This is a genomic window from Nocardia higoensis, assembly GCF_015477835.1.
GTDB lineage: Bacteria > Actinomycetota > Actinomycetes > Mycobacteriales > Mycobacteriaceae > Nocardia > Nocardia higoensis_A.
In genome coordinates this window covers 190,066-209,372 of sequence record NZ_JADLQN010000004.1, presented here as the reverse complement: position 1 = coordinate 209,372, position 19,307 = coordinate 190,066, and the positions used below count along the sequence as shown (strand labels likewise).

At 68.7% G+C, this 19,307-nt stretch carries 20 protein-coding genes and 1 tRNA gene; 8 read left to right on the top strand and 13 right to left on the bottom strand.

Annotated features, from left to right (window positions below; all coding sequences use genetic code 11):
* The first annotated feature begins 227 nt into the window (after positions 1-227).
* From IU449_RS21555 to IU449_RS21535, 5 genes are all read left to right on the top strand, one after another.
* The gene (locus IU449_RS21555; RefSeq protein WP_195003924.1) at positions 228-764 is read left to right on the top strand and encodes a hypothetical protein; all 537 of its coding nucleotides are present in this window, start codon (positions 228-230) and stop codon (positions 762-764) included.
* Positions 765-898: 134 nt separating this feature from the next.
* A complete protein-coding gene (locus IU449_RS21550; RefSeq protein ID WP_067859530.1) occupies positions 899-1,321 on the top strand; it encodes a DUF3052 domain-containing protein in 423 nt (140 codons plus the stop codon).
* Positions 1,322-1,397: 76 nt separating this feature from the next.
* Positions 1,398-1,877 carry a peroxiredoxin gene (locus IU449_RS21545; RefSeq protein ID WP_195003923.1) on the top strand — a complete coding sequence of 160 codons (480 nt, stop codon included), beginning with the start codon at positions 1,398-1,400 and terminating at the stop codon, positions 1,875-1,877.
* A gap of 32 nt (positions 1,878-1,909) precedes the next feature.
* Positions 1,910-1,981, top strand: a tRNA-Val gene (locus IU449_RS21540).
* 269 nt (positions 1,982-2,250) lie between these two features.
* Positions 2,251-3,096, top strand: a complete 846-nt coding sequence (locus IU449_RS21535) for a hypothetical protein (protein ID WP_228805464.1) — start codon at positions 2,251-2,253, stop codon at positions 3,094-3,096.
* Between the two features lie 145 nt (positions 3,097-3,241).
* On the opposite strand, the gene IU449_RS21530 is transcribed toward IU449_RS21535, so the two are convergent.
* The 5 genes from IU449_RS21530 to IU449_RS21510 all read right to left on the bottom strand — a co-directional run bounded on the left by IU449_RS21530 (position 3,242) and on the right by IU449_RS21510 (position 7,898).
* Positions 3,242-3,781, bottom strand: a complete 540-nt coding sequence (locus IU449_RS21530) for a DUF3145 domain-containing protein (protein WP_195003922.1) — start codon at positions 3,779-3,781, stop codon at positions 3,242-3,244.
* Positions 3,782-3,941: 160 nt separating this feature from the next.
* Complete coding sequence (locus tag IU449_RS21525; protein ID WP_195003921.1) at positions 3,942-4,757, bottom strand: serine hydrolase domain-containing protein; 816 nt, start codon at positions 4,755-4,757, stop codon at positions 3,942-3,944.
* Between the two features lie 80 nt (positions 4,758-4,837).
* Positions 4,838-5,968, bottom strand: coding sequence for an NDMA-dependent alcohol dehydrogenase (locus IU449_RS21520; RefSeq protein WP_195003920.1), 1,131 nt, complete (start codon positions 5,966-5,968; stop codon positions 4,838-4,840).
* Between the two features lie 145 nt (positions 5,969-6,113).
* Positions 6,114-6,749, bottom strand: a complete 636-nt coding sequence (locus IU449_RS21515) for a DinB family protein (RefSeq protein ID WP_195003919.1) — start codon at positions 6,747-6,749, stop codon at positions 6,114-6,116.
* An 84-nt stretch (positions 6,750-6,833) separates the two neighbouring features.
* Positions 6,834-7,898 (bottom strand): phosphotransferase family protein, encoded by a 1,065-nt coding sequence (locus tag IU449_RS21510; protein WP_195003918.1) that lies wholly within the window; start codon positions 7,896-7,898, stop codon positions 6,834-6,836.
* Between the two features lie 80 nt (positions 7,899-7,978).
* Between IU449_RS21510 and pabB the strand changes: the two genes are divergently transcribed.
* Positions 7,979-10,249, top strand: a complete 2,271-nt coding sequence (gene pabB, locus IU449_RS21505) for an aminodeoxychorismate synthase component I (RefSeq protein WP_195003917.1) — start codon at positions 7,979-7,981, stop codon at positions 10,247-10,249.
* On the opposite strand, the gene IU449_RS21500 is transcribed toward pabB, so the two are convergent.
* A complete protein-coding gene (locus IU449_RS21500; protein ID WP_228805463.1) occupies positions 10,194-10,685 on the bottom strand; it encodes a hypothetical protein in 492 nt (163 codons plus the stop codon). The two genes, pabB and IU449_RS21500, sit on opposite strands and share 56 nt — an antisense overlap.
* Positions 10,686-10,870: 185 nt before the next feature.
* Between IU449_RS21500 and IU449_RS29205 the strand changes: the two genes are divergently transcribed.
* Complete coding sequence (locus tag IU449_RS29205; RefSeq protein ID WP_416382207.1) at positions 10,871-13,147, top strand: TerD family protein; 2,277 nt, start codon at positions 10,871-10,873, stop codon at positions 13,145-13,147.
* A gap of 21 nt (positions 13,148-13,168) precedes the next feature.
* Here the strand turns inward: IU449_RS29205 and IU449_RS21485 are convergent, their stop codons facing one another.
* Complete coding sequence (locus IU449_RS21485) at positions 13,169-13,897, bottom strand: TetR/AcrR family transcriptional regulator (protein WP_195003916.1); 729 nt, start codon at positions 13,895-13,897, stop codon at positions 13,169-13,171.
* Positions 13,898-13,946: 49 nt separating this feature from the next.
* Positions 13,947-14,240 (bottom strand): hypothetical protein, encoded by a 294-nt coding sequence (locus IU449_RS21480; RefSeq protein ID WP_195003915.1) that lies wholly within the window; start codon positions 14,238-14,240, stop codon positions 13,947-13,949.
* A gap of 193 nt (positions 14,241-14,433) precedes the next feature.
* Between IU449_RS21480 and IU449_RS21475 the strand changes: the two genes are divergently transcribed.
* Positions 14,434-14,727, top strand: a complete 294-nt coding sequence (locus IU449_RS21475) for a hypothetical protein (RefSeq protein ID WP_195004121.1) — start codon at positions 14,434-14,436, stop codon at positions 14,725-14,727.
* A gap of 42 nt (positions 14,728-14,769) precedes the next feature.
* Here the strand turns inward: IU449_RS21475 and IU449_RS21470 are convergent, their stop codons facing one another.
* The 5 genes from IU449_RS21470 to IU449_RS21450 form a co-directional block, all read right to left on the bottom strand.
* On the bottom strand, positions 14,770-16,041 hold the full coding sequence (locus IU449_RS21470; RefSeq protein ID WP_195003914.1) for a vWA domain-containing protein: 1,272 nt from the start codon (positions 16,039-16,041) through the stop codon (positions 14,770-14,772).
* A 149-nt stretch (positions 16,042-16,190) separates the two neighbouring features.
* Complete coding sequence (locus tag IU449_RS21465; protein WP_324188367.1) at positions 16,191-16,655, bottom strand: MarR family winged helix-turn-helix transcriptional regulator; 465 nt, start codon at positions 16,653-16,655, stop codon at positions 16,191-16,193.
* 101 nt (positions 16,656-16,756) lie between these two features.
* Entirely contained in the window at positions 16,757-17,425 is a 669-nt protein-coding gene (locus IU449_RS21460) for an MspA family porin (RefSeq protein ID WP_195003913.1), read from the bottom strand.
* Between the two features lie 90 nt (positions 17,426-17,515).
* Positions 17,516-18,187: an MspA family porin gene (locus IU449_RS21455; protein WP_195003912.1), complete on the bottom strand. Its 672-nt coding sequence runs from the start codon at positions 18,185-18,187 to the stop codon at positions 17,516-17,518.
* A 285-nt stretch (positions 18,188-18,472) separates the two neighbouring features.
* A complete protein-coding gene (locus IU449_RS21450; RefSeq protein ID WP_195003911.1) occupies positions 18,473-19,168 on the bottom strand; it encodes a type 1 glutamine amidotransferase domain-containing protein in 696 nt (231 codons plus the stop codon).
* Positions 19,169-19,307: the final 139 nt, after the last annotated feature.

The window sequence follows — 19,307 nt, the reverse complement described above, 5'->3', positions numbered from 1 at the left end:
TGCTTCGTGCTCCGTGGACGGGTCCGCTGGTGTGCGGATTCGCCCGATGCGCCAGGTCGGTCGCACCCTCCATCCTTCCCGAAGGTGCGTCCCGAAGCATCATGGCAGCCGGAAATCAAGTACCGTCTGCAGAAAATGGGTTACCGCCCAGTTGCCCCGGCGGCCCTCGCGCGCCGGGCTCCATCAGCCACCATGCGCAGCCGCCACCGTGAGCAGGGGAGACGACGATGAAGCTGTTGAATCCGCACCGGGTGGGACTGGCGTGCTCGGCGCTGGCCGTTCTCGCCGGCACGGTGGTGGCCTGCGGTGAACAGGTTCCCGGCACCGCGCTGCCGAACACCGGCGAAGTCGCGATCTATCAGAGCGAGCAGGCAGCCGCCACGTCCTCTCGCCGGGCCGCCGAGCAGGCCCAGGCGATCACCGACAACTGCTCCCCCTTCGCGAACACCAGCGGCATCGGCGTGCAGCGCTACAACGAGTTCGTCGAAGCCCACGACTCGAACGCCCCCGACTACGACGCCAGGCGTGACGCCGCCGCGACGACTCTCGAGGATGCGGCGAACAAGGTGGAGGCGGGCGTGAACAACGCGGGTGACACATTGCCGCCGGATCTCGCGGGCAAACTCGTCGAGTACGTGGGCGCCGCGCGCCAGCTCGCCGAGGAGACCAGAAAGATGTCCTACCACGCGAATGTCGACCCGCTCAACGCCGCGAGCCAGCGGGTCAACGCCGCCCGCAACACCGTCAGACAGGCCTGCCCGTAACCCCGTTCCGGCGCTCCCCGCGACGCCGTTCCCACGCGACATTCGCCTCGATTTCGTCCGATCAGCTTGCGCTCGGGCCGATAACCATGTTCGCTTGGGACCTACCTGTTGTCGGGATTGAGGAGGACACCACCGTGGTCGCCGCGGCGGACGCGCAGAATTACGCTCAGAAGCTTGGCATTGCACACGGCATGGTTGTCCAAGAGCTCGGCTGGGACGAGGACACGGATGACGACCTGCGTGCGGCCGTGGAGGAAGCCAGCGGCGGCGAGATGGTCGACGAGGATTCCGACGAGGTCGTGGACGCGGTGCTGCTGTGGTGGCGCGACGGCGACGGCGATCTGGCCGACGAACTGATGGAAGTCATCAGTCCCCTCGCCGACGACGGTTTCATCTGGGTGCTCACGCCCAAGACCGGTCAGCCAGGCCATGTGGACCCGAGTGAGATCGCCGAATCGGCACCCACGGCAGGCCTGACCCAGACCTCGGCCATCAGCCTCGGTGGATGGACCGGCAGCCGCCTCGTGCAGCCCAAGGCTCCCTCCAAACAGCGCTGACCTTTTCGCTATGGTTTCGCCGGACGGTGGGTAACCACCGTCCGGACGAAAACCCGTCACGATGGAGGATTCGCGTATGCCTGCCGAGGTCGGCCCGCTGCAAGTCGGCACCGTCGCGCCGGATTTCACCCTCAAGGACCAGAACAACCAGCCCGTCACGCTCTCGGACTACCGGGGCGGCAAGAACGTGCTGCTCGTGTTCTACCCGCTCGCCTTCACCGGCGTGTGCCAGGGCGAGCTGTGCAAGGTCCGCGACGAACTGCCCAAGTTCCAGAACGACGACGCCGAGATCCTCGCGATCTCCGTCGGCCCACCGCCCACCCACAAGATCTGGGCGGCCGAACAGGGCTACACCTTTCCCCTGCTGTCGGACTTCTGGCCGCACGGCGCCGTCGCCCAGACCTACGGCGTCTTCAACGACAAGACCGGCATCGCCAACCGCGGCACCTTCGTGGTCGACAAGGCGGGAATCATCCGCTTCTCGGAGATGAACGGCCCCGGAGAGCCCCGTGACCAGGGAGCTTGGGAGAAAGCGCTCGCCGCGCTAGATTCATAAACCGTCCCCACCGGTTCCGGCCGGCGGGGCACGGGCGTATAGCTCAGCGGTAGAGCACTGGTTTTACACACCAGCGGTCGGGGGTTCGATCCCCTCTGCGCCCACTTCCCCCTCCAGGGCTTCACCACGGCGATCTCCGGCGGTTCCTGGACCAACCAGCTGAATTCCGGCTTCTCGGCGAGCCACCGCAGGTCGTACCAGGGTATGGCTCCCGGCTCACCCAGCAGCGGGATGTGTCGATCGGTTCAGCAACCCCACCATCGATCGCGTGGACATCTTACGAGCGCAGATCCGCCCGCTCTTCTCCCATGAACGGCTGTTGATGGTGATGGTTGCCGCGATGGCATCACTGGCACTCTTCTCCGCTGTCGGCATGGTCGTCGACGACCGCATGCTGCTCGGGGTGTCGATCTGGCTCAAGCCGTTCAAGTTCGCGATCGCCTTCGCCCTGTACGGCACCACCCTCGCGTGGTTGCTGAACCTGCCGCACAGGGGAAGTCGCTGGACTCGCGCACTGGGTGGCGTCTTCGCCCTCGCCGGCCTCGCGGACGTCGGCTTCATCGCGATCCAGGCATCCCGAGGAACATTCAGCCATTTCAACAACTCCGACGACATCATCAACTCGGTGGGGCAGGCGATATTCCTGTACGGCGCGCTGGGGTTGTTCGTCACCAATCTGGTGATCGGCGTGATGCTGTTGCGGCAGAGGCTGACCGACCGTCCGACAGCCCGCGCCATCAACGCGGGGCTGTGGCTGGCGTCGGCTGGAATGGCGATCGCCTACCTGATGGGGTTCCAGGGTGATCAGTCGGCACGCGACGCGAATGGTCGAGTAGTCGATCTCAGCGCAAGGCACACCGTCGGAGCGACCGACGACCATCCGGGCATGCCGATCACGCAGTGGAGCGTCACGGGCGGGGATCTACGTATCCCGCACTTCGTCGGGTTGCATGCCCTGCAGGTCCTGCTGCTCTCCGCTGTGGTTCTCGCAGCGCTTGCCTCGCGCGTGACGTGGCTGCGGGAGGAGAGTGCCCGCGCCTCGGTGATGGGAGTGTTGGCCTGGGGCTACACGGGCGTGCTCGCGCTGCTGACGTGGCAGGCGTTGCGCGGGCAGCCGTTGACCCACCCGGACCCGCTCACTGCCTTCGCGGCAGTCGGGTTGATCGCCGCAACCACGATCAGAGTCTTCGCGGTCCGGTCGGCCTCGCGGGTGCAGTGACCACGGAGGTCCCGCTTGCCCCGCTATTGCGGGGGACTACCTGTCACCGGCGCCCTCTGGTAACTCTCCGAAGCAAGCCTGTCTGGGTGGCGAGTCCGGGACGCTGCTAACGGCTTCGAATCAGTGCGGCCGGGAGTTCGAGCGCTCAGCCGACGTCGCGGCGCAGCCAGGTGACCTCCGCGCCCACCGCGTCGTCGTCCCCGCTGCGGAACGCTTCCAGATCCTCGTCCCACGGCGTCCCCATCGCCCGGTCGATCTCGGCGGCCAGGTCGTACCCCGAACGCTTCCCCTCGCTGCGCGCTGATTGCAGCATCGAGCGCAAGCGGTTCTCTCCGACCATGACATCTCCGTTGGCGCTCACCGCGCCACGCCACAGGCCCAGCACGGGCGAGAAACTGTAGCGCTCGCCGTCGACGCCGTCGCTGGGCTCCTCGGTGACCTCGAAACGCAGAACCGGCCAGGAGCGCAGGGATTGGGCGATGCGGCCCGCCGTGCCGACGGGGCCGATCCAGTCGCTGGACGCGCGCAGGTGGCCGTCGACGGGCTGGGTGGTCCACCTGAGCTTGGCGGGTGAGCTGAGCGCCGAGGTGAGTGCCCATTCGACGTGCGGACACAGCGCGGCAGGGGCTGAGTGGATCCAGACCACACCCGCCGTCGCGTCCGCGAACTGACTCGATGCGCGCACCACTGACACCTCCAGCTCAGACGAGGGACGTCTTCCCCAACGACCTGTCCGCTGCTGGCGTTGCCCGAGTGTACTCGAGTGTACTGAGTTACGAGTGTTACTCGGTTCGTGTGTTGCCCGGCAGTTACCTGCCGCCGGTTCAGGCCCTAGCCCTGGGCGATCACAGCGTCCCTTCGCCTTCGGCGATCACAGCATCACTGAGGACCGGCCAGGCCGCACGCGCCCAGTCGCCGAAATTCTCGTCGGCGAGAGCGCAACACGCCAGACCTCGCCGCGGGTCGACCCACAGAAATGTCCCGGTTTGCCCGAAGTGGCCGAAAGTGCGCGGGGAATTGGTGGTTCCGGTCCAGTGCGGGGACTTGCCGTCGCGGATCTCGAAACCGAGGCCCCAGTCGTTGGGGCGCTGGGAGCCGAAGCCGGGCAACACGCCGTTGAGGCCCGGGAACTGCACGGTGGTCGCCTCGGCGAGGGTCTGCGGCGCGATCAGCCGCGGGTTCAGCAATTCGGCGGCGAAGCGCAGCAGGTCGTCCAGGGTGGAGCGGCAGGCATGGCCCGCCGGACCCGCCAACGCGGAAGATTCCATACCCAGTGGTACGAAAACGGATTCGCGCAGATACGCGTCGAACGCGATGCCGGATTGCTCGGCGACGAAATCGGCCAAGACCTCGAAGCCGGAGCTGGAGTAGATGCGGCGCGCACCGGGCTCGGCCATGACCTCGGTGGTGTCGAAGGCCAGGCCGGAGGCGTGGGCGAGGAGATGGCGCACGGTCGCGCCGGGCGGGCCGGCCGGCTGGTCGAGTTCGATCGCCCCCTCTTCGATCGCGACGAGAACGGCATAGGCGACCAGAGGTTTGGTCACCGAGGCCAGTGCGAACACCCGGTCGGTGTCGCCGCGGGAAGTCGTCGCCACGCCGGACACCACGCCCGCCGCCGCGTGCCGGACCGGCCAGTCGTCGATCTGCTCGAGTGCTCGCACTCCGCGAGCCTACGAGACAACACCCGGCGACCCCAAGGGCGCGGGCCCGCCCGGACGACGGGCGGGCCCGACCACGCGCTCTACCAGTCGTTCTCGGTGTAGCGGATGATGCCCCGCAGATTCTTGCCGTCGAGCATGTCCTGGTAGCCCTGGTTGATCTCCTCCAGCGCGTAGCTGCGGGTGACCATGTCGTCGAGATTGAGCTGGCCGGACTTGTACAGCGAGAGCAGGTGCGGCGCGTCCTGACGGGCGTTGCCGCCGCCGAAGATGCAGCCCTTCACCGTCTTCTGCAGCATCGACAGCAGGAAGGTGTTCATCTTGACCTCACCGGCGTCCATGCGACCCATCGAGGTGACCACGAGAGTGCCACCCTTGCCGGTGAGGATCAGGCCCTCTTCGACGTAGTCGCCGTGCATCTCACCCATGGTGAGGATGACCTTTTCGGCCATGCGCCCCTCGGTGGCCTCCATCAGCGGCACGATGGCCTCGGCCATGCTGGCGTAGGTGTGGGTGGCGCCGAACTTCTGCGCCTGCTCCAACTTCCACGGCACCGGGTCGATCGCGACGATCTTGGACGCACCCGAGAGCACCGCGCCCTGCAGCGCGCTCATGCCGACACCGCCGATACCCGCGACGACCACGGTGTCGCCGGGCATGACGTTGGCGACGTGGGTGGCCGAACCGAAACCGGTCGGCACACCGCAGCCGACCAGGCAGGCGACCTCGAACGGAATGCTGGGGTCGATCTTGACGACCGAGGTGTGGTGCACCGTCATGTACGGGGCGAAGGTGCCCAGCAGGCACATCGGGATGACGTTCTCACCGCGCGCCTGGATGCGGTAGGTGCCGTCGCTGATCGCCTGGCCCATCAGCAGTCCCGCACCGAGGTCGCACAGGGCCATTTTGCCCGACACGCACGCCGGACAGCGGCCGCAGGCGGGGATGAACGACAGGATCACGTGATCGCCGACCTGCAGATCGGAGGGCACGTTCGGGCCGAGCTTGGTGATGACGCCCGCACCCTCGTGTCCGCCCATCACCGGATAGCCCGGCATGGGTGTCGCGCCGGTGACGATGTGATGATCGGAATGGCACATACCCGCGGTTTCCATCCGGATCTGCACCTCGCCGGCCACGGGGTCGCCGACCTCGATCTCTTCCACCGACCACGGCTGGTCGATCCCCCACAGGATCGCGCCCTTCGTCTTCATTCCAGTCGACCTCTCGCGTGCACAGTGCTTCAATGTGACAGCACCCACAGTACGAGAAAAGTGGAACGTGTTCTAGTGGCAAGCCGGAAAATCCGCGCCCAGCGTAAGAACAGTGCCCGAACACGTTCCAGAAGTGGGCCCGCTCTCAGCCCCGCACATCGTGGACGTGGTGGACGAGATCGTGCAGGAAGTATCGCGCCAGGGTCTCCACCGTGAAGGTTGCCCCGCCACCGCGCCGGGCTCGCATAGCGCGGTCGGCGGGCGGGACCGAAGCGAACGCCTCGGCCGCAGCCCCGGCCGCGACCGACAGCTGCGCCGCGACGACAGCGGGATCCTGTTCGTCGTAGCGATCGGCGAGTGCGGTCGCGTCCTGATCCCAGTTCGCGAAGGTCGGCAGATCGGCCGGGACACCGCGTCGCCCGGCACGGGAAAGTTCGTCGCCGGAGGATCTCTCGACATGGGCAGGGCCGCCCCCGACGCCCGGATCGAACGCGGGAACGCCGGGATCGACAGCCGGGCGACGAGTGATCACCGCGACGCGGAACACGAAGATCCGGCACACATCCCGCACGTGCGCCGCGTACTCCGTCGGCGACCACATCTCCGGCCGCGGCCGTTGCCGCGCGCCGGGACGGGCGAGCGCCGCGCGCAACCGATCCACACTCGCCCGAGCCGCGGCGGGCACCGCGTCGTAGTCGACGGTCGCGGCATCGAAGCCGCAGTCCGGACAGGGGCGCTCGAGCACCCAGGTCCAGTCCTTCACATCAGGAACGATCGCCATGTGTCGAAACTAGTCCGGCCGGATATGGTTCACCATCCATATCCGGCCGGACTTCATCGAGATGCCGCCTCAGGCGCGGAGAGCTCAGGCCATCACCCGCTGCGCGCGCTCGAACAGTTCCAGAGTGATCGCGTGCAGGAAGTCGCCGGTCTGCTTGGGCGCCTTGCCCGCGAACGCGCGAGCGTGCGTGCCCTCGAGCACGATGCCGAGCTTGAAGCAGGCCAGCACGGTGTACCAGTCGACGGCGGCCAGGTCGCGGGTGGAGAACTTGCCGTAGTGCTCGATCATCTCCGCCGCCGTGGGCAATCCGCCCGCCGCGCCGAGCTTGCCGATCAGCGCCGCGCCGGTGGTGCCGGGTTCGGGACGGGTGGCGATCTGCCAGCCGAGGTCGAGCAGCGGGTCGCCGATGGTCGACATCTCCCAGTCGACCAGGGCGGCGACCTGGGGACCGTCGTAGCTGAACATGATGTTGGCCAGGTGGCAGTCACCGTGCAGGATGCCGGGGGTCCACTCGGCGGGCCGGTTGCGGTCGAGCCATTCGCCGACCTTCTCGATGCCGGGGATCTGCGGTCCGGGATAGCCCTCGTTGCCCGCGTAGGACTCGAGCTCGGCCATCCAGCGCGGCACCTGGCGCTCCAGGAAGCCCTCGGGCTTGCCGTAGCCCTCCAGGCCGATCGCCTTGTAGTCCACCGAGCCGAGGCGTGCGATGGCCTCCACCGCCGACAAACCCATCTGACGGCGGATCTCGGCGTCACCGGCGTGCAGGGCGGGCAGTTCGGTCTGCGGATTGAAGCCCTCGATGGGTTCCATGAGATAGAAGTACACGCCGATGAGGGACTCGTCGGGGGCGGCGGCGATCACCCGTGGCGCCTTGACATCGGTGCCGTTCAGCGCGCCGAGCAGGCGGGCTTCGCGCTTGATCACCTCGTTGCTCTTCGGACGCAGATGCTTGGGGCCGCGCCGCAGGACGTAGGTGCGACCGCCCCGGACGAAGCGCAGCATGATGTTCTGCGTTCCCCCGCCCAGCGGGGTCACCTCCTCGAATTCGCCACCGGGAAGCCCCTGCTCTTCCATCCACTTCCCGACGATCGCGAAATCGACGACGTCACGATCCACCTCGACCGGCTGCGCTACAGACATGCATGACATTGTGCACCACCGCCCGCAACGAACTGAAGGCATCCGCCGACAGTTGCCGGTCGATGGCCGGGCGTAGGGTTGCCCACACCATGCGCACGTTGTTGATCGATAACTACGATTCATTCACCTATAACCTGTATCAGCTGATCAGCGCGGTGAACGGCACCGAACCGACGGTCGTGCGCAACGACGAGTTCACCGATCCGGCCGAGGTGGGACTGGACGACTACGACAACATCGTCATCTCCCCCGGCCCCGGCAGGCCCGACCGTCCTCGCGATGTCGGCATCTCGGCGGCGGTGATCGCGACGGCGACCCAGCCGCTGCTCGGCGTCTGTCTCGGGCACCAGGGCATCGTGATCGGCGCGGGCGGACGCGTCGACCGCGCGCCCGCTCCCCGGCACGGATACCTCGATCGCGTCGCCCACGACGGCCGCGACCTCTTCGCCGGCCTCCCGCAGGACTTCACCGCCGTGCGCTACCACTCGCTGGCCGCCCTGCGCCCGCTGCCGGACGACTTGGAGATCACCGCCCAGACGCCGGACGGGGTGATCATGGGTGTGCGGCACCGCAACAGGCCGCAGTGGGGCGTGCAGTTCCATCCCGAATCCATCGAGAGCGAGCACGGGGCGGCGCTGCTGCGTAATTTCGCCGCGCTCACGGTATCGCGGCAGACCATACCTCCGATCGCCCGCACTCCTCCCGTGGCGACCGCGCTCCCGGTCACCCCCGCGTCGACCACCATCGACACGCCTGCGATCGTGACCAGACCGCAGGAGATCACCGGGCCGCCGTCCATCACCCCGCCTCCGGCCTCGTCCACCTCCGCGACGACGCCCCTCGCCCCCGGACGACCGGCCGACCGCGCCGCTTGGCAGGTGCATCACGAGGTCATCGACCGCGCCGTGGACACCGAGGCCGCCTTCCTCCGCCTGCACGCCGATTCCCCGACCGCGTTCTGGCTCGACAGCGAGCACGTCGAGCCCGGCCTCGACCGCTTCTCCTTCCTCGGCGATGCGAGCGGACCACTGGCCGAGGTGGTGCGCTACCGCGTCGGCGACGACGAGGTGAGCGTCCGGACGGCCCGCGGTGGCCGGCGCGGCGTGCCCGGCGACGTGCTGAGCTACCTGTCGGCGCAACTGCGGCGACGGCGGCGGATCCAACTCCCGGATCTCCCCTTCGATTTCGGCTGCGGTTACGTCGGCTACCTCGGCTACGAGGTGAAGGCCGACTGCGGTGCGCGCCGCGTACACCGTGCCGCGACCCCGGACGCGCAGTGGATCTTCGCCGACCGCCTCGTCGCCGTCGATCACGTGACGGGACGCACCCACCTGCTCGCCCTCAGCGATCCCACCGACCCGGACGCGAGCAGCGCCCACGCGCAGACCTGGCTCGCCGACACCCGCGCCGCGCTGGAAGCTCTTCCCTCCTGGGCGAATCCGCCCGAGCTGACGATCGACGCCGACCTCGGGACCGTCGCCGGACTGCTGACCCGCGGCCATGCGCGCTACCTCGCCGACATCGCCACCTGCCTCGAGCGCCTGCGCGCGGGCGAGTCCTACGAGATCTGCCTGACCGACGGATTGACCGTCGACGCCGACATCGCCGGTCTGGACTTCTACCGCACCCTGCGCCGCTGCAACCCCGCCCCCTACGCCGCCTATCTGCGGTTCGACGATGTGGAGATCGCCTGCTCCTCCCCCGAACGATTCCTCAAGGTCGGCCGGGACCGGACAGTGGAGAGCAAGCCGATCAAAGGCACCGCCCCGCGTGGCGCGACCCCCGCCGAGGACGACCGGCTGCGCCGGGACCTGGCCGCCGACCCCAAGACGCGCGCCGAGAACCTGATGATCGTGGATCTGCTGCGCAACGATCTCGGCCGGGTGTGCCGCGTCGGCAGCGTGCACGTGCCCGAACTGATGGCGGTGGAGACCTATTCGACTCTGCACCAGTTGGTTTCGACGGTGCGTGGAACACTGCGCCCGGACGTCGACGTGATCGATTGCGTGCGCGCCTGCTTCCCCGGCGGCTCCATGACCGGCGCGCCCAAACTGCGCACCATGGAGATCCTCGACGAGCTCGAAACCGAGGCGCGCGGCGTCTACTCCGGCACCATCGGCTTCCTCGGACTCGGTGGCGCCGCCGATCTCAATATCGTCATCCGCACGGCTGTCCGCCACGACGGGCGCTGGCGGATCGGCGCGGGCGGGGCGATCGTGCTCGACTCCGACCCGGCCGGTGAATACCACGAAATGCTGCTCAAAGCGGCCGCGACCTACCGTGCGGCCACCGCGCGGGACGAGGTCAGCGCCGTCGCTTCGGCGGAGCGGGCGGCTCCTCCTCGCGTCGCGCCCCGGTGACCCGCCCGAGCAGCGACGAGACCCCGGGCAGGCGCGCGAGCGCGCCCAGCACGTCCTCACCCAGCGCGACCATCGCTTCCAGCCGTGGCAACAGCCGGTCGTAGGCGGCGAACGCGGGATCGGCGAGCGCGAGTGTGCGGTCGAGCCGATCGATGGTGGTGTTGAGCCGGTCGATCGCCTGGGTGAGACTCTCCACCAGGTCGGGCAGTTGGGCGGCCAGTTGCGCCGAGGCAGGGGGCAGCCGCACGGCCGCGTCGAAGGCGTGCCCGGCGGTGGCCTGCGCGGATTCCAGGGCCTGCCCGGCCGCCGCCTGCGCCGCCGCGGCAGCCGCCTGCGCCGCCGCGATGACCTCGGCCGGGCCGGGCACCCGCGGCATGCTCGGCCGCGCCGGACCGTCCGCGGGCTTGCCGCGCCCCTTCCCCTTCGGGCTTGTCATACCCTCCACTGTGCCCGACCTCGACGGACTCCCGCCGGATTTCCCCGGCCGCCCGCGCTGTGTCGCCCGCCTCGGCTACCGCGCGGGACCGGCACGCTCGGCGTGTCGGAGGGGCGTGGCAGGATGCCAGCACGATGGAACTCAGCAAGGGCGCTAACGCACCGGTACCGACATCTCTTCTAGCCGTGGCCATTTCATGGCAGACCGAGCACGCCGTCGATGCGCACGCGCTGTTGCTGGACGAGTCCGGCATGGTCCGGACCGACCGCGATCTGGTGTTCTACAACGCCCCTCGGCACGTCTCCCAGGCGGTAACCCTCGACCAGGAACCGGCCCCCGGCACGGCCCGCCTCAGTGTCTCCCTGCCGCGCACCGAGCGCGATGTGGATCGGATCGTGATCGGTGGTTCGCTCGACCAGGGCAATTTCGCCGACGTCACCGGGCTCACCGTCACCGTCCACGCGGCCGAGGGACCGATCGCCCGCTTCGAGATCGACGACCACGAGCGCGTCACGGCCATGATGTTCGGCGAGTTCTACCGCCGCGACGGCCTGTGGCGCCTCCGTGCGATCGGCCAGGGCTGGCACGCCGGCCTGTCCGGCCTGGTCACCGAATTCGGTGTCACCGTCGACGATCCCGACCGCCGCACGAGAACCAGCCGCACCACCGACCCGTTCGCTCGCGGTCGCGCCCTCCGAGCCGCCGAATCCGACCGTCGCGCGGGCCGGGCCCCCGAGCCGGACCCGCCCGCGGACCGGACCTCCGTCTCAGATCGCCCCGCCGCCCGCGGTGCCGAGTCCGACCGCCGCACCGGCCGCGCCGCACCGGACCGGCACCTCGGCCGGACCGCCGACGAGTACGCGCCCGCAGCCCGCGCCTCCGTGCCCGCCCAGGGCGAATCCGCCGCGGGTTCCCGCGTCGACGAGGCTCCCGAGCGCTCCGCCACTGTCGAGGACGGGCGAGGTGATCCCGCACCCGAGCCCACGCCCGGCCCGCCCGAGCCGGACTCCCGCGTGCCCGAATCCGGCGCCGCCGCGGGCACGGATTCCGCCGCCGCCGAGCGGGCCGACCGCGCGCACGCACTGCACCGTCCGACCGGAGCCCCGTTCCCTACCCGTCGCCTGCCCCTGTCCGGGCAGTCCGGCCATCCGGCCGCCGATCCGCAACCGGCTCCCCTGCCCGAGCCGCGCCCGACACCACGGTCGCCACAGGACCCCGGCGACCCGCCCACCGATCCGGGACTCCCCGCTGTCGCACCTTCCGGCCGCGCCGACACCCTCCCGCTGGCTCGTATCGCCGCCGTTCCCGCCGCGTTCCCCGGCCCGGCGCCGCGCCCGTCCACCCGGCCGGTCGACCTGACCCGTCGCCGGGCCGAACCCGCTCCCCCGCCACCACCGCCGAACCACGACCGCGCCGACTGGCACCCCGATCCCGCCGAGCCCGCCCGCATGCGCTGGTGGGACGGCGCTCAGTGGACGTCCGACAGCTACCTGCGCACGCACGACGACCCTCGCGACTGCCCGCGCTGCGGTTCCCCTCGACGCCGCAAGTTCTTCGGCGGCCTTTCTGCGTGCGCCCCCTGCGACCTCGAGATCGAGGAGTTCCTGACCCATTGGCACAGCAGTGCCTGGCGGGTGCTCACCACGTCAGGGCCGATCGGCGAGCCGTGGGAGCACCTCTGGGCATCACTGCGCTACCAGCGCATCGACGAGAGCCGCGGCCGCATCGCCCTGCGCGATCTCGGGCTCAGCTATGTCGAGCGCCTGGTCACCTTCGCCTTCGCCGACGGCGAGATCCAGCAGGCCGAGTTCGACCTGTTCGAACACGCCCTGGTGGAACTGCGCCTGGCGGGACCGCTGGTGGAGGATTTGCGCAGACGCGTGCATCGAGGCCGGTTGCTGTGCCGATTGCGGGAGGGCGACCTGCCGTTGATCCGCACGCCCGACCTGCATCTGGACTCCGAGGAGAAGGTGCATCTGGATCGGCCCGCCACCCAGGTCAGGACGTTGGCGCGCGGCCCGAGGCGCACCGAGGGCAGACTGATCGCCAGTAATAAGAAGCTCCGCTTCGTCGGCACCGGCGCGGGCGTCGAATTGCCCTGGTCGCGAGTGGTTTCGGTACAGAACGACGGCGGCGCGGTGACGGTCGCGGCGACCTCCGCCCGCGGCGGGGCCACTTTCGAGGTCGACGACCCCGACTATGTGACCGCGGCGCTGGAAGGCGCCCTGCGGGTGGCCAAGCGCCTGGTTCTCACGCCAGGGCAGTTGGATTCGCGCAGCATCTCCCAGGAGGTCAAGGCCGAGGTCTGGCAACGCGACGGCGGCCGGTGCGTGGAATGCGGCAGCGGGCACTACCTCGAGTTCGACCACATCATCCCGTTGAGCCGGGGCGGGGCCACCAGCACGACCAACCTGCAGATCCTGTGCCGGGCCTGCAACCGACGCAAGGGCGCTCGGATCTGAGGGCGCCCGGAACAGCGCAGGTCAGTCCTGCGTCAATCCCCAGGAGCGCGCCAAGTCGGCGAGTACCGCGTCGAACATGACCTCCGGTTCCGACAGCGGCAGCGGATAGTTGCCGAACACCTCGAGGGTGACGTGCCCGTACAACCGCGCCCAGATCTGGGTCATCAGGTAGGTCACGCCGAGATCGAGCTTCTCGGCGGGGAACTTCTGCCCCGACTCCGACAGCGCCACCAGCAACTCGGTGCGGAAGTCCAGCAGATCCTCGCGCAGGGCGGGCGGGATGACATCGGTGGCCGGTGTGGTGATCTCGTAGGAGGTCAGCAGCCGGCCCGCCGCCGCGAGGAAGATCCGGCCGAACGGCTCGGTGAACCGCTGCGACACCGAACCGGAGACCGCGCCCGGCGAGGCGAACACCAAGGTGAACTCCTGGGTGTTGGCCAGCGCCCAGCGCCGAAATCCCCGGCAGATGGCGAAGAACTGGACCAGCCCGTTGTCCTCGGCCAGCGCGTCGACCCGCGCGGACAGCTCCGCGGCCAGCTCGTCGCAGCATTCCGAACGCAGCGCGGCGAGTAGATCGTCGCGGGAGTCGTAGTACCGGTACAGCGCGGGTGCGGTGATGCCGAGCGCGCGGGCGATGGCGCGCAGGCTGACCGCGTCGGGTCCGTGGTCGGCGAGCAGGCCACGCGCCTGCTTGCGGATGTCGGCCTCGGCCACCACGGGGGCGCGACCGCGCGGCTTCGACTCGCTCATAGCAGTCGATTCAAACCCATCGGGTGCCCACGCGGGGCGGATCAGCCGATCACGCCCCGATCACCGCGTTCATGATGGTGCCCGCGCTGGTGGCGACCGCGCCGCCGATCATCGCGCTGGCCACCATCTTCGGTGATTGCAGGCCGCTGCCGGACCACTTCTCCCAGGCGAAACGGCCGCCCGCGTAGATGATGCTGAGAATGCCGGACAGGATCGCGAACCAGGTCGCGTAGCGGACGAACAGCATGATCTTGTCCGAGAGCGGAGGCGCTTCCGGAGTCGGATTCCCGACCTGCGCCAAGGTCGAAACCGTGTCCCCGACGGCCATCAGGATGATGCTCACTGTCCCACCTCGCGTTGCAGCAGTACCGATTCGGGCGCAAGGACTTACACGGCGCCCCCACCATGATCGCGACCCGGCGACCATCCCGCAAGGAAGGCGGCGCGTGCGGGAGGTGACTGCGCCGCACGGGATTACCGGATACCATTCCTAGAGCGATTCTCCTTGTCCCGAACCCGGAATGAGTAGCACGACGATGATTCTGGCCACAGCACTCGACACCGCAGCAGCACTCGACACCCTGGCTCAGATCGGTAATCCGACGCCTGAGGCTCCCCCCATGTCCGACAAGATCCTGCAACTCGTGCGGTATCTCACCTGGTTCGTCCTCTTGGCAGGCATCTGCGCCATCATCTACGCGGGCGGTCGTTTCGCCTGGGAGAAGTGGTCCGGCGGCGGCCTCGAGTCGCCGAAGATGGTGGCGGGCGCGATGATCGGCGGCGCGGTCGCCACCAGCGCCGGCACCATCATGAACGCCGTCATCGGCTGAGCCCGCCGGGTCGGCCGAGCCACCACTCGGCCGGCTCCTTCCTCAGCGCACGATCCCTGCCGACTTCGCCGCTCGCCACCATTCCGGGAACTCGCCCAGCACACGCGCGTACAACTGTGCGTCGTCGACCTTGTCGATGTCGTCGAGCGAGAAGAATCCGGCATTGTCCACCACACGTCCGTCCAGGTCGTCGAGTTCGCGCAACAGTCCGTAGTTGGCCTGACCGAGCCCGATGAACTGCCAGAACACCGGCAGCGCGGACGCCTCCCTGATCAGCTCGGCGATCTCGCGTTTGCGGGAGAAGCCGCCATCGGTGAAGAACAGCACCAGCGTCGGCCGCTGATCCGGTCGCAGCGAGTCGATGACCGCGCGCATGACCGGGAGTTCGACATTGCGGCCACCGATCGTCGCGTAGTCATAGCCGCCGTGCCGGCCGGACAGGTGCAAGTAGGTCTGTGACCACTGCTGCGATTCGGCGACGGTGATATCGGGCAGCTTCAGGTAGTCGACGGCGTAGAGGTAGGGCTCCAGGGTGCCGTCGTCGTCGAGCTGGACGGCGATCGGCACCATCCGGTCGACGACCCGGTGCACCACTTCCCGTGCGTACATCTTCGCCATGCTGCCGGTCTTGTCGATCACCAGCACCACCCGCGCCCGCACGCCCACCGCCTGTTCGGTCACCAGTACCTTCGCGACTTCCCGCTTGCGCAGATCGAGCGTGGCGCGTTTCTCGAACGACAGCTTCTCCTCGTCCGGCACGGTGCGCACCGGCAGCGACTCCTCGGCCTGCCCAGCTGTCTCCTCCCACGCGGCCGGTTCCCGCTCGACACGCACGCCGTGATCGGTCACCAGATCGGCGAATCCGCCCGCATATCCCTGCCCGACCGCGCGCACCTTCCAGTCCGCTCCGCGCCGGTACACCTCCAGCGCGATCACCACCGATTCCCCGGTGAGACCCTCGATCCGGTACTCGAACAGCGCCGCGCCGGCCGCATCCGAGACGGTGACCACCGGCGGCGCGAAGTCGCCGAAACGCGCGCCGGGGCCGTCGAGAGTCAGCACCGCGCGCACCTGGTCGATCTCCGCGGGCAACTGCGCGGTCCGGATCTCCAGAGCAGCGGGGTTTCCCGCCCCGAGCCGGACCCCCGGCGCGGCAGGCTGGTTGAAGAACACGAAGTCGGCGTCGGTGCGAACCGTGCCCGCCTCGGTCACCAGCAGAGCCGAGACATCCACGGCCACATCGGTGCGCACCGACACCACCACACCGTCGACCGCCAGCGGACCGTTCTGTCCCTTGACCAACGCAGTGACCATCGTCGAAACTCCCGCCATCCGATTCGCGGAGCCGCGCGCGCCCATACGAGCCGAGCGCGCCCGCGGTCAGCGTAGCCGCGAGCGCATCGAGACGCACCCGCTGGGGACGAACCGGCAACATCGCGGCATGTCGTCTCGGCGTGTGGGTTTCACCCGATCGCGCCGAACTCGAAGGACTTGCGCAGCGCGGCGCCGAGCTTGCGGCCTGCCGCGTTCGCCTTCGCGCCGAACAGTCGCTCATCGACCTCGGCGAGCACGTCCTGTGCCTCGTCCAGCAGTCTGCGGCCCTGCGCGGTCAGCTCGATGGTCGAGGCCGCTCCCGGTTTGGCGGTGCGGTCGCGCACCAGTCCCGCGGCGGTCAGCGACTTCATCGTGGCGTGCACGCTCTGCACGCTCACTCCCGCCATCCGGGCCAGCTCGCTGAACGAGACCCCCGGCATCTGGTCGATGTGGCCCAGCAACCCGAGTCTGCGGACGGTGAGATCGAGGTGGGCCAGCGCGGCGTTGAGCTCGCCCTCGACGCGACGGGCGAGCGAGAGCGCCACGATGGAGGCGCTGAGGACGGGCGGCTGGGGGCGCTCGGGCTGCGTGGTCACCGCTTCAGTGTCACCCACGGGCGAACCTCCGGCTAAGCGCGTGCTCCCGGCAAACGACAGCGGGTCCGGCGATGACGCCGAACCCGCTGTCACAGAATCTGTTTCGGTCTGTGCGTCGATCAGCCGATGCTGAACGGCTGACCCCACAGCGTGACCGAGGAGATCACGTTGTCGGTCTCGACCTTCACACGCACGAACGCGCGCGCCTGGGCGTAGCCACCGCAGCCGGACAGGCCGATGGTCGAGTCGGCCCAGGTGACCGAGCCGCTGTTGCCCTTGAACTTGTTGCGCTTGGCGTGATCCTCGTTGCCGTAGTCGTCGGCTTCCTCGAGGTCGAGGAGGTAGAAGGACTTGGCCTGGCCGGGGCCGAGGGTCAGCTCGGCGCCGGACTCGGCGCCGAGGCTACCCGCGCCGTCCTCGAACTCGACGCCGCCCTCGACGCCGCCCTCGACGCCGCCACCGTCGATGTTGACCTGGCAACCCACCACGTAACCGGGGTAGATGGCGCCACCGATCTTCTCGCCGCCGGACAGCTCGACCTGCGCGCTGCCCGAGACCCACGCGTTGCGGTGGACCGGGGTCGAGCCCATCGACGGGCTGATGGTGGCCGACTCGCCGACGAGGCGAACGGTCACGACGGTGCCGTCGGACAAGGTCTTGGTGATCTCGCCACCGGGCAGCGGGACGAAGGTGTCGGCGTTGGCCGCACCCGCGGACAGCATGCCGAACGCGACGGACGCCGCGGCGACAACGCCGGCTGCCCGCATGGAGTTCTTACGGATCTTCATATTTGGTGCATCCCCTCCGGGATCGAGTTCTTCCTCAGCTGCGCCGTGTGCGTGCGGCAGCTGTGACTGGTGTGTGCAGCGGACCCGGAATCAGCCGATGCTGAACGGCGCCCCGTAGAGGGTGGTCTTCGAGTAGTGGTCGCCGATGATCTCGACCACGGTGTAGGCACGCGCCTGGGCGTAGCCCGCGCAACCCTGGATCTGGATCTCGTAGTCCTGGTACTCGACCGAGTAGACGCCCGGTTCGGTGATGTCCTTGTGTTCGATCTGGACGAACTTCACATCGCCGGGGCCCAGCTCCAGGCCGATCGAGCCACCCAGGGAGCCGCTCTCGAGGTCGATGCCGCCGGACAGGCCGAGCGCGATCGCGTCGTCGCCGATGGCGACCTGGCAGCCGACGATGTAGCCGGTGTTCAGCTGCGAAGTGCCGTGCGTCGAGGAATTGTTGGTGCCGGGCGCGTTGGCCGGACCGTTGTTCGGGCCCTCTTCACCCTCGGGGGTGACGGTCACGTCGGCGGTGGCGTTACCCGACACCCAGGCCACGCGGCCCGCGCCGTTGGCGGCCAGCGACGGCGAGATGACGGCGTGCTCACCGGTACGAGTGATGGTGACGCCGGGTCCCAGCTTCTCACCGTCGGGCAGCGGCACGAACGTGTCGGCATTGGCGGCGCCGGCCGAGAACAGGCCGACAGCGATGGTAGCAGCGGCGCCGATGCCGACGACGCGACCACCGCGCAACCCACTGGTGCGGTTGTAGCTCATACTTCCCCTCATCAGGTTCAAGCGGTCGCCCCCGTCCAGGGGCGGTAGAAATACCCCTCGCGAGGCCGCTCCAGAGTTTCGCCGCCTCTGCTGTCCACCAAGTGAATGGACGTCCGACTACCTGATGAACGCTTCCGGGCCGGAATATGTCCAAAATATTTCTGTTCGATAACGACAGACCGCGAATACCCTGCGCGAACTGGGAATTCGCTGTCACCGTTCTGTTATCCGACCGGAAAAGACCGCCGTCACCACGAAACGGCGACGGCGGTCTCGGCAACCGAACTACCGCACGGTAGCGAGCATTTCCTCCGCCAGCGGCCGTGCGGAGGCCGGATTCTGCCCCGTGTACACAGTGCGATCGACCTCGACATGCGCCTCCCACGGTGCGCCCTCGCGATACTCCAGGCCCATCCCCACCAGCCGATCCTGCAGCAGCCACGCCGCCTTGTCCGCCAATCCGGCCTGCGTCTCCTCGGCATTCGAGAACGCGGTCACGCGGTAGCCCGCGAACGGCGACTCGCCGTCGTCGTTCGCCGTGGCAAGCAGCGCGGCAGGCCCGTGACACACCACGCCGACGGGCATTCCCGCAGCCAGCGCGTCGTTGAGCAGCCTGCCCGAATCAGCGTCGACGGCCAGATCCTCCATCGGCCCGTGACCGCCGGGAACGAATACCGCGGCGAACTCGGTGAGGTCGACCCGCGCGACCGCCCGCGGATGCCGCAACGGCTCCGCCGCATCCAGCACCCGCCGAATCCGTTGCACCTCTTCGGGACCGCCGTTCACTTCCTCGGCCAAACTCCCCTGATCCACGGTCGGCGGCACCGCACCCGGAGTAGCCACCACAACCTCGTGGCCCGCCGCGGAGAACACCTCGTAAGGCGAGGTGAATTCCTCGGCCCAATAGCCGGTCGGATGCTTCGTGCCGTCAGCGAGCGTCCAGTGATCGGCCGCCGACATCAAGAACAGAATCTTCGACATTGCGCCTCCTGCGGGTTGGGGAAATTCCTCGGATCCCTGGAGGCATATCCGGCGCGGCGACAATCATGCAGACCGCGACGGCCCGTCGGACGAAGCTCACTCCGTCGGTCCACCGCTGTGAGCCGCGCAGGACCCTCGC

What these genes read in the sequence shown, in the direction of transcription:
- IU449_RS21455 (WP_195003912.1), bottom strand. Translation starts at nt 18,187, where the DNA reads ATGAGCTACAACCGCACCAGTGGGTTGCGCGGTGGTCGCGTCGTCGGC.
- IU449_RS21500 (WP_228805463.1), bottom strand. Translation starts at nt 10,685, where the DNA reads ATGACAAGCCCGAAGGGGAAGGGGCGCGGCAAGCCCGCGGACGGTCCG.
- IU449_RS21470 (WP_195003914.1), bottom strand. Translation starts at nt 16,041, where the DNA reads ATGGTCACTGCGTTGGTCAAGGGACAGAACGGTCCGCTGGCGGTCGAC.
- IU449_RS21555 (WP_195003924.1), top strand. Translation starts at nt 228, where the DNA reads ATGAAGCTGTTGAATCCGCACCGGGTGGGACTGGCGTGCTCGGCGCTG.
- pabB (WP_195003917.1), top strand. Translation starts at nt 7,979, where the DNA reads ATGCGCACGTTGTTGATCGATAACTACGATTCATTCACCTATAACCTG.
- IU449_RS21475 (WP_195004121.1), top strand. Translation starts at nt 14,434, where the DNA reads ATGATTCTGGCCACAGCACTCGACACCGCAGCAGCACTCGACACCCTG.
- IU449_RS21520 (WP_195003920.1), bottom strand. Translation starts at nt 5,968, where the DNA reads ATGAAGACGAAGGGCGCGATCCTGTGGGGGATCGACCAGCCGTGGTCG.
- IU449_RS21460 (WP_195003913.1), bottom strand. Translation starts at nt 17,425, where the DNA reads ATGAAGATCCGTAAGAACTCCATGCGGGCAGCCGGCGTTGTCGCCGCG.
- IU449_RS21545 (WP_195003923.1), top strand. Translation starts at nt 1,398, where the DNA reads ATGCCTGCCGAGGTCGGCCCGCTGCAAGTCGGCACCGTCGCGCCGGAT.
- IU449_RS21510 (WP_195003918.1), bottom strand. Translation starts at nt 7,898, where the DNA reads ATGTCATGCATGTCTGTAGCGCAGCCGGTCGAGGTGGATCGTGACGTC.
- IU449_RS21485 (WP_195003916.1), bottom strand. Translation starts at nt 13,897, where the DNA reads ATGAGCGAGTCGAAGCCGCGCGGTCGCGCCCCCGTGGTGGCCGAGGCC.
- IU449_RS21515 (WP_195003919.1), bottom strand. Translation starts at nt 6,749, where the DNA reads ATGGCGATCGTTCCTGATGTGAAGGACTGGACCTGGGTGCTCGAGCGC.
- IU449_RS21450 (WP_195003911.1), bottom strand. Translation starts at nt 19,168, where the DNA reads ATGTCGAAGATTCTGTTCTTGATGTCGGCGGCCGATCACTGGACGCTC.
- IU449_RS21535 (WP_228805464.1), top strand. Translation starts at nt 2,251, where the DNA reads ATGGTCGTCGACGACCGCATGCTGCTCGGGGTGTCGATCTGGCTCAAG.